The organism is Herbaspirillum lusitanum P6-12 (genome assembly GCF_000256565.1).
Classification (GTDB): domain Bacteria; phylum Pseudomonadota; class Gammaproteobacteria; order Burkholderiales; family Burkholderiaceae_D; genus Herbaspirillum; species Herbaspirillum lusitanum.
This window is the reverse complement of record NZ_AJHH01000169.1, coordinates 1-9,288: the sequence shown is the minus strand read 5'-3', so window position 1 is coordinate 9,288 and position 9,288 is coordinate 1. Positions and strand designations below refer to the sequence as shown.

The window sequence follows — 9,288 nt, the reverse complement described above, 5'->3', positions numbered from 1 at the left end:
GTATGGAGTATTGGGCCGCGCGCCATCGAAGTCAAGGCCAAGGACTTCGGCCATGACCTGCAAGCCATGGCGGCGGCGATTGCCGACGACACGCGCCTGGTGTTCATCGCCAACCCGAACAATCCGACCGGCACCTTCCTGCCGGCGGCCGAGCTGGAGGCTTTCCTCAAGGCCGTGCCGCAGCATGTGGTCGTCGTGATCGACGAGGCTTACAACGAATACCTGTCGGCCGATCTGCAATACGAATCGACCGACTGGGTGCGCACCTTCCCGAATCTGATCGTTTCGCGCACCATGTCCAAAGCCTATGGCCTGGCCGGCCTGCGTGTCGGTTTCGCGATCGGGCAGCCGGGCGTGACCGATCTGCTCAACCGCATTCGCCAGCCGTTCAACGTCAATTCGCTGGCGCAGGCCGCCGCGGTTGCCGCGCTCACCGACAAGGCTTTCCTGCAAAAAAGCGCCGAGGTCAATGCTCAGGGTTACAAGCAATTGATCCAGGCCTTCGATGAACTCGGCCTGACCTACGTGCCGTCGTACGGCAACTTCGTGCTGGTCAAGGTCGGCGACGATGACGGCGCCGGCGCGCGCGTCAATCTGGCGCTGCTCAAGCAGGGCATCATCGTGCGTCCGGTGGGCAACTACGGCTTGCCGCAATGGCTGCGCATCACCGTCGGCTTGCCCGAAGAAAACGCCGCGTTCATCGCCGCGTTGAAAACCATCCTGGGCTGAAGGCGGCAGATAGTGAAGAAAATTGTTGTCTTCGGCGTCGGCCTGATCGGCGGCTCGTTTGCGCTGGCGTTGAAAAAAGCCGGTGCGGTCGCGCATGTGGTCGGCGTCGGCCGCAGCGAGGCATCGCTGTCGCGTGCGAAAGAGCTGGGAATCATCGACGAGGCCTGCACTTCGGTTGCCGATGCGGTGCGGGACGCGGATCTGATCTTGCTGGCGGCGCCGGTGGCGCAGACCGGCGCTATCCTGGAAAGCATCGAGCCGCATTTGCAGCTCGGCACCGTGGTGACCGATGCCGGCAGCACCAAGGCCGATGTGGTGGCCGCAGCGCGCCTTGCGCTGGGCGACAAGGTCGGACAATTCGTGCCGGGCCATCCGATTGCCGGACGTGAGCAAAACGGTCCCGATGCGGCGCTGGCCGATTTGTACGTCGGCAAGAAGACCGTCATCACGGCGCTCGATGAAAATGCCGAACAAGACGTCGAACGCGTGGCGCAAGCCTGGCAGGCCTGCGGCGCCAGCATCCATCGCCTCAGCCCGCAAGAGCACGACGCGGTGTTCGCTTCGGTCAGCCACTTGCCGCATCTGCTGGCGTATGCACTGGTCGACGATATCGCTTCCAAGCCGCATGCGCCCATCCTGTTCCAGTACGCGGCCAGCGGTTTCCGCGACTTCACCCGCATCGCCGGTTCCTCGCCTGAGATGTGGCGCGATATTTCGCTGGCCAATCGCGCCGCCTTGCTGCATGAGCTGGATGCGTACCTGGTGCAACTGATCCGCATGCGCAAGCTGCTGGTCGAGCGCGACAGCGACGGCCTGGAAAAAATTTACGCCAATGCCCAGCAGGCGCGGCACAATTGGACTGCCGCGATTGAAACCGCCGAGCGGCAGAACAAAGAGGGCGGCGACTGAGCAAGGATCGCCGCTTTGCACGGATGCCGCCTGATTTCCTGAATCAGCCGCAGAACAACCCACAGAACCACCACAGACAACTATTTCCGATGAAGCCAGCTTCCTATCCCCGCCATATTGACCTCAATCCCGTGGCGCATGTCCAGGGCACGGTCAAACTGCCCGGCTCCAAAAGCATCTCCAACCGCATCCTGTTGCTGGCGGCATTGTCGCGCGGCACCACCAAGATCATGGACTTGCTGGCCTCCGACGACACGCTGGTGATGCTGATGGCCTTGCAGCAACTCGGGGTCAAATGGGAGCAGATCGAAGGCACCCAGGATTACATCGTGCACGGCGTCGACGGCGTGTTGCCGGTGCATCAGGCTGATCTGTTCATGGGCAACGCCGGCACCGCGATCCGTCCGCTGACGGCGGCGCTGGCCGTGATCGGCGGCGACTACACGCTGCACGGCGTGCCGCGCATGCACGAGCGGCCGATCGGCGATCTGGTCGACGCGCTCAACGACGTCGGCATGCGCATCGAATACACCGGCAATCCCGGCTATCCGCCCCTGCATATCCGTCGCGGCCTGCTCAATGCACATCGCATGAAAGTGCGCGGCAATGTCTCCAGCCAGTTCCTGACGGCCTTGCTGATGGCGGCGCCGTTGATGGCCAGGGATGAACCGATGACCATCGAGGTGATCGGCGAACTGATTTCCAAGCCTTACATTGAGATCACGCTGAACCTGATGCGCCGTTTCGGCGTCGATGTTCAGCGTGACGGTTGGCAATCCTTCACCATCGCGGCAGGTCAGCATTATCAAAGCCCGGACGTCATCCACGTTGAAGGCGACGCCTCGTCGGCCTCGTATTTCCTGGCGGCAGGCGCCATCGCCGGCGGCCCGATCCGCGTGGAAGGCGTCGGCAAGGACAGCATCCAGGGGGATGTGCGCTTCGTCGAAGCGCTGCGCCAGATGGGCGTGACCATCACCATGGGCGACAACTGGATTGAGGCGTCGTCAAACGGCGTGCTGAAAGCGATCGACACCGACTTCAACCACATTCCCGATGCCGCCATGACCATCGCGGTGGCTGCGTTGTACGCAGACGGCACCAGCGTGCTGCGCAACATCGCCAGCTGGCGCGTCAAGGAAACCGACCGTCTGGCCGCGATGGCGACCGAGCTGCGCAAGCTCGGTGCGATCGTGGAAGAGGGTGCTGATTACCTGAGCGTGACGCCGCCGCAACAACTGACGCCGGCCACCATCGACACCTACGACGACCACCGCATGGCGATGTGTTTCTCGTTGGCATCGCTGGATGGCGCCGCGCGCCGCGGTACGCAAGTGCGCATCAATGATCCGAAATGCGTGGCCAAGACTTTCCCTGACTATTTCCGGGTGTTCCAGCATATTGCTGAGCAGACACTGATTTGATTTGTCAAAAACCAGGCAAGAATTCAACAAGAATTAACTACTAGCGGGATTCCCATGAACACGGCAAATATTCCCGTCATCGCCATTGACGGCCCGACCGCATCGGGCAAGGGTACGGTGGCGCAAAGAGTCGCCCAGCAATTGGGCTTCCACTATCTCGATTCGGGCGCCTTGTATCGCCTGACGGCGTTGTCGGCGATCCGCCGCGGCATCGAAATGAACGACGAGCACGGTCTGGCCAAGAGCGCCGAGCACCTTAATTGCCATTTCGACGGCGGCCATATTTTCCTGGCCAATGAAGACGTTTCTCAAGCCATCCGTGCCGAAGAAGTGGGGAATACTGCCTCGAAAATTGCCGTTCTGGCAACGGTTCGCCATGCGCTGTACGGCCTGCAACTGAGTTTTCGCAAGGCGCCGGGTCTGGTCGCGGATGGTCGCGACATGGGGACGGTGATCTTTCCCCATGCGCCACTGAAGGTCTTTTTGACCGCCAGCGTCGAAGCGAGAGCGCAAAGGCGCTATAAGCAATTGATTGACAAGGGTTTTCCTGCTAATATGGAAGACCTCTCCAAGGACCTGCGGGAACGCGATGCGCGCGATATGAATCGTGCGTCGGCGCCGCTTAAGCCGGCCGAGGGTGCGTATTTACTGGATACTTCCGACATGACTGCCGATGAGGCGGTCAAGCAGGTGCTCAGCTGGTACGCAGCTTTATGAGTTTGTTGTCGTTGTATTTGTTGTTTTTGTAACGCCATTGGTGCTCGCCTGATGCAAAGTCCGGCGCGTGTTGATAAACCTAAACCCATTATTCATCGTCTTTTGCATGCATCTCCAGCAGTCTGATTTATGCAAGTTGCGACCGGATATTGGCCAACACCTTTCTTAATTCTATGTCTACCACTACTGTCCTGGCTCCTGGAGCCGCTGGCGCTGATGCATTTGCAGCGCTGTTTGAAGAATCGCTGTCACGTCAAGACATGCGTTCTGGTGAAGTCATTTCGGCTGAAGTCGTCCGCCTCGACCATAACTTCGTTATCGTCAACGCCGGCCTGAAGTCCGAAGCCTTCATTCCTATCGAAGAATTCAAAAATGACAACGGCGAACTCGAAGTCAACGTCGGCGATTTCATCTCCGTCGCGATCGAATCGCTGGAAAACGGTTTCGGCGACACTATCCTGTCGCGTGACAAGGCCAAGCGTCTGGCATCGTGGCTCTCGCTCGAAAAAGCGATGGAGTCCGGCGAGATCGTCGTTGGTACTGTCAATGGCAAGGTCAAGGGCGGCCTGACCGTTCTGACCAACGGCATCCGTGCCTTCCTGCCAGGCTCGCTGGTGGATACACGTCCGGTCAAGGACACAACGCCTTTCGAAGGCAAGACCCTGGAATTCAAGGTCATCAAGCTGGATCGCAAGCGCAACAACGTCGTGTTGTCGCGTCGCGCCGTCATCGAAGCGTCGATGGGCGAAGAGCGTCAAAAGCTGATGGAAACCCTGAAAGAAGGCACCGTGGTTACCGGCGTCGTCAAGAACATCACCGACTACGGCGCGTTCGTGGATCTGGGTGGCATCGACGGCCTGCTGCACATCACCGATCTGGCATGGCGTCGTGTGCGTCACCCATCGGAAGTGCTCACAGTCGGTCAAGAGATCACTGCCAAGGTCCTCAAGTACGATCAAGAGAAGAACCGCGTTTCGCTGGGCGTCAAGCAACTGGGCGACGACCCATGGACAGGTCTGTCCCGTCGCTACCCGCAAGGCACACGCCTGTTCGGCAAGGTCACCAACCTGACAGACTACGGCGCATTCGTCGAAGTCGAGCAAGGTATCGAAGGCCTGGTGCACGTTTCCGAAATGGACTGGACCAACAAGAACGTCGCGCCTAACAAGGTTGTTCAACTGGGCGACGAAGTGGAAGTCATGGTTCTGGAAATCGACGAAGAGCGTCGTCGTATCAGCCTGGGCATGAAACAATGCAAGGCGAATCCATGGGATGATTTCGCGATCACCCACAAGAAGGGCGACAAGGTCAAGGGCGCCATCAAGTCGATCACTGACTTCGGCGTGTTCATCGGCCTGACCGGCAACATCGACGGTCTGGTTCACCTGTCCGACCTGTCCTGGACTGAAACCGGCGAAGAAGCCGTGCGCAAGTTCAAGAAGGGCGACGAACTGGAAGCAGTTGTTCTGGCAATCGACGTCGAGCGCGAACGCGTTTCCCTGGGCGTCAAGCAGCTGGAAGGCGATCCGTTCAACAACTTCGCTGCAATGAACGACAAGGGCGCACTGGTCAACGGTACGGTCAAGTCGGTCGAGCCTAAGGGCGCAGTGATCCAGTTGTCGGAAGAAGTCGAAGGCTACCTGCGTGCATCTGAAATCTCGCGCGATCGCGTTGAAGATGCGGGTACACACCTGAAGGTCGGCGACAGCGTTGAAGCGCTGGTCATCAACATCGACCGCAAGGCACGCAGCATCCAATTGTCGATCAAGGCAAAGGACAACGCTGAGACTCAGGAAGCAATGCAAAAGATGTCTTCGGACTCCAGCGCGGCTTCCGGTACCACCAGCCTGGGTGCACTGCTGAAGGCAAAGCTCGACAACAAGAACTGATCAGTCGAGCATAATGACCAAGTCTGAGCTGATCGCTCGCCTGGCTGAGCGTTATCCGCAACTTGTCGCCAAGGATGCGGATTACGCGGTCAAGACCATTCTCGATGCCATGGTTGATGCATTAGCAACCGGCCAGCGCATCGAGATCCGTGGTTTTGGCAGCTTTGCGTTAAATCGCAGGCCGCCTCGCATCGGTCGCAATCCCAAGTCGGGCGACAAAGTGATGGTGCCTGAAAAACGGGTACCCCACTTCAAGCCAGGCAAGGAATTGCGGGAGCGTGTCGACGCCATGGTGGGGCAACCCATCAAGGAAGACTGAGTTGACGCTTCGCGGCATACCTGCGAAGCAGTTGGGCGCTACGAGTATAAGAGTGTAAATAGCGCTTAACAAAATGAACGGCATCTTTGGATGCCGTTTTTTTTCACGTACAATTTCACATCTGCCGCGCTTCCTGCGCGCGCGGTCAGGCAGTACCCTGTCGCCGTGCCTGCTGGCCGGCCAATACATCGAAAAAGGATTTGCGCCATGAAGATAATTTCAAGACTGATTGCGGCGGTCCTCTTTATTCTTTTCTTTTTCTTCGCGTTGAAAAACACGCAGGAAATCACGCTGCATTTCTTCCTCGGCTACGAGCGCACGGATCCGTTGGTGCTGGTGCTGCTGGTGTGCTTCGTCGGCGGCGCCATCCTCGGCGTGCTGGCGATGACGCCGCTGGTGCTCCGCCATCGTCGCGAAGCGTCGAAGCAAAGGAAAAGTCTTTCCATGCTGCAGAAGGAACGCGAGGCTCAGTTGCTGGCTCAGACTCAGCCGCCGCAACCGGACAGCGTAGTTCCCCCACAGCACCTCATCTGATCGCGGTTTTATATGGAATTTGAATTCTGGTGGCTGCTGGGCATTCCGGTCTTCTTCGGGCTGGGATGGATTGCCGCCCGCGTCGACATCAATCAATTGCTGTCCGAGTCGCGCACGCTGCCGCACGGCTATTTCAAGGGGTTGAATTTCCTGCTCAACGAGCAACCCGACAAGGCCATCGACGCTTTCATCGAAATCGTCAAGCTCGATCCCGAAACGGTGGAGCTGCATTTCGCCCTCGGCAACCTGTTCCGTCGTCGCGGTGAAACCGAACGCGCCATCCGGGTTCACCAGAACCTGCTGGCGCGGCCCGATTTGCCGGCCGAGCACAAGGCGCATGCCCAATACGAGCTGGGTCAGGATTATCTCAAGGCCGGACTGCTGGATCGCGCCGAAGAGACTTTCCATCTGCTCAACGACACGCAATACGGCGCCCAGGCCGGGCGCGCGTTGCTGGAAATCTACCAGCGCGAAAAAGAATGGTCGCGCGCCATCAAGGCCGCAGAGACATTGCAAGCTGCGGGGGCCGGCGGCCGACAGAAGGAAATCGCCCAGTTCTATTGCGAGCTGGCTGAGGACGAGTTGGTGCATACTCATCCCGACGCCGCCATGAGCCTGTTGGAAAAAGCCCTGGCGACTGATCGCAAGAGCGTGCGCGCAACGATGTTGCTGGGTGATGTGTACCGCGCCAAGGGAGACATTGAAGCCGCCTTGCTGGCCTGGCGTCGGGTCGAGCACCAAAGCGTCCCGCATGCGGCGCTGGTGGCGCAGCGACTGCTCGACGGCTACCAGGCGGTGGGACGCATGCAAGAAGGCCTGAATCTGCTGCGCTCTTACCTGGCTGAAGCGCCATCGATTGATTTGCTGGAAGTGGTGTTCAAGGCGGTGCTCGAACTGGAAGGCGTGGAAGCAGCGAATCAACTTGTCAGCGACGAGTTGCGCCGCACGCCGACCTTGCTTGGCCTCGACAAATTCCTCGAGGCGCGCATGTTGAACGCGCCGGCGGAAATACGTCCGGAACTGGCAGTGGTGAAGACGCTGGTGCACAGCTATACGCAAAAACTGGCGCGTTACCAATGTACCCATTGCGGCTTCAAGGCGCGCCAGTTCTATTGGCATTGCCCCGGCTGTAACCATTGGGAAACCTATCCGCCGCGCCGTACTGAAGAATTGAACGTGATGAACTAGAGTGCTCACGCACTCGCACCTGTAGAAAATTTATGAAAATCACCATCATTGGCACCGGCTACGTCGGTCTCGTTACAGGCGCCTGCCTGGCTGAATTGGGCAACGACGTATTTTGCCTTGACGTCGACCAGAGCAAGATCGACATCCTCAACAACGGCGGCATTCCCATTCACGAGCCGGGTCTGGAAGACGTCGTGGCGCGCAATCGCGCCGCCGGACGCCTGACGTTTTCTACCGACGTGGCCGCCAGCGTGGCGCATGGCGACGTGCAGTTCATCGCCGTCGGTACGCCGCCCGACGAGGACGGTTCGGCCGATCTGCAATACGTGCTGGCTGCCGCACGCAACATCGGCAAGCACATGACCGGCTTCAAGGTGATCGTCGACAAGTCGACCGTACCGGTCGGTACCGCCGGCAAGGTCAGCGCGGCAGTTGCACAGGAACTGCAGCAGCGCGGCAATGTTGAGGCCAAGTTCTCGGTGGTGTCGAATCCGGAGTTCCTCAAGGAAGGCGCCGCCGTCGAAGACTTCATGCGTCCCGACCGCATCGTCATCGGCCACGACAATACCGCCGAAGGCATGCAGGCTTACGCCGCCATGAAAAAGCTGTACGCGCCGTTCAATCGCAACCATGAACGCACTTACTGGATGGACGTACGTTCCGCCGAATTCACGAAATACGCCGCCAACGCCATGCTGGCGACACGCATCTCTTTCATGAACGAACTGGCCAACCTGGCGGACCAGGTCGGCGCCGATATCGAGGCGGTGCGCCACGGCATCGGTTCCGATCCGCGCATCGGCCACAGCTTCCTGTATGCCGGCTGCGGCTACGGCGGGTCCTGCTTCCCCAAGGACGTGCAGGCGCTGGAACGCACTGCGCGCGCCTACGGCCAGGAGCTGCACATCCTGCGCGCCGTCGAGCAGGTCAACAACAATCAGAAGCATGTGCTCGGCAATAAGATTGTGGCGCGCTTCGGCGAAAACCTGCAAGGCCGCCATTTTGCAGTCTGGGGCCTGGCGTTCAAGCCCAATACCGACGACATGCGTGAAGCATCGTCGCGTGTGCTGCTCGGCGAGCTGATCGCGCGCGGCGCCACGGTGGCGGTGTTCGACCCGGTCGCCATGAAGGAAGCCAGGCGTGTACTGGCGCTGGACTTCAATGACGACGAAAGTATTCTGAACCGCATCCGTTTCAGCGAAAGCCCGATGGATGCGCTGCAAGACGCCGATGCGCTGGCTATCGTCACTGAATGGAAAGCCTTCCGCAGCCCCGATTTCGACCAGCTCAAGAGCAAGCTCAAGGCGCCGGTGATTTTTGACGGCCGTAACCTGTTCGAACCGCAAGTCATGGCGGATGCCGGTATTGAATATCACGGCATCGGTCGCTCCATCCTGACCAAGAGTTAACTCGATGACAATTCTGAATTCCGGCAATCCACCGGGAACCTTGAGCAATGCGCGCATCCTGATCGTCGGCGACGTCATGCTGGATCGTTACTGGTTCGGTGAAGTCAATCGCATTTCGCCGGAAGCACCGGTGCCTGTGGTGCGTGTCGAGCGTCGCGAAGAACGTCTGGGCG

At 59.2% G+C, this 9,288-nt stretch carries 9 protein-coding genes; all 9 read left to right on the top strand.

All coding sequences use genetic code 11. From position 1 onward, the window contains the following. Nucleotides 1-729, top strand: a 729-nt coding sequence (locus HLUSI_RS0105835; protein WP_016833079.1) for a pyridoxal phosphate-dependent aminotransferase, incomplete at its 5' end; no start/stop codon positions are given. Between the two features lie 12 nt (nt 730-741). Then, nucleotides 742-1,638 carry a prephenate dehydrogenase gene (locus tag HLUSI_RS0105830; protein ID WP_016833078.1) on the top strand — a complete coding sequence of 299 codons (897 nt, stop codon included), beginning with the start codon at nt 742-744 and terminating at the stop codon, nt 1,636-1,638. An 89-nt stretch (nt 1,639-1,727) separates the two neighbouring features. After that, nucleotides 1,728-3,059, top strand: a complete 1,332-nt coding sequence (gene aroA, locus HLUSI_RS0105825; protein ID WP_029363181.1) for a 3-phosphoshikimate 1-carboxyvinyltransferase — start codon at nt 1,728-1,730, stop codon at nt 3,057-3,059. Nucleotides 3,060-3,113: 54 nt separating this feature from the next. Next, entirely contained in the window at nt 3,114-3,776 is a 663-nt protein-coding gene (gene cmk, locus HLUSI_RS0105820) for a (d)CMP kinase (RefSeq protein ID WP_016833076.1), read from the top strand. A 173-nt stretch (nt 3,777-3,949) separates the two neighbouring features. Further along, nucleotides 3,950-5,665, top strand: a complete 1,716-nt coding sequence (gene rpsA, locus HLUSI_RS0105815) for a 30S ribosomal protein S1 (protein ID WP_083830855.1) — start codon at nt 3,950-3,952, stop codon at nt 5,663-5,665. Between the two features lie 13 nt (nt 5,666-5,678). Further along, on the top strand, nt 5,679-5,984 hold the full coding sequence (locus HLUSI_RS0105810; RefSeq protein ID WP_007876341.1) for an integration host factor subunit beta: 306 nt from the start codon (nt 5,679-5,681) through the stop codon (nt 5,982-5,984). Between the two features lie 207 nt (nt 5,985-6,191). After that, a complete protein-coding gene (locus HLUSI_RS0105805) occupies nt 6,192-6,518 on the top strand; it encodes a LapA family protein (RefSeq protein WP_029363179.1) in 327 nt (108 codons plus the stop codon). Between the two features lie 12 nt (nt 6,519-6,530). Beyond that, nucleotides 6,531-7,706 carry a lipopolysaccharide assembly protein LapB gene (gene lapB, locus HLUSI_RS0105800; RefSeq protein ID WP_016833073.1) on the top strand — a complete coding sequence of 392 codons (1,176 nt, stop codon included), beginning with the start codon at nt 6,531-6,533 and terminating at the stop codon, nt 7,704-7,706. Between the two features lie 32 nt (nt 7,707-7,738). Continuing rightward, nucleotides 7,739-9,115, top strand: coding sequence for a UDP-glucose dehydrogenase family protein (locus HLUSI_RS0105795; RefSeq protein ID WP_016833072.1), 1,377 nt, complete (start codon nt 7,739-7,741; stop codon nt 9,113-9,115). The last annotated feature ends 173 nt before the right edge of the window (nt 9,116-9,288 follow it).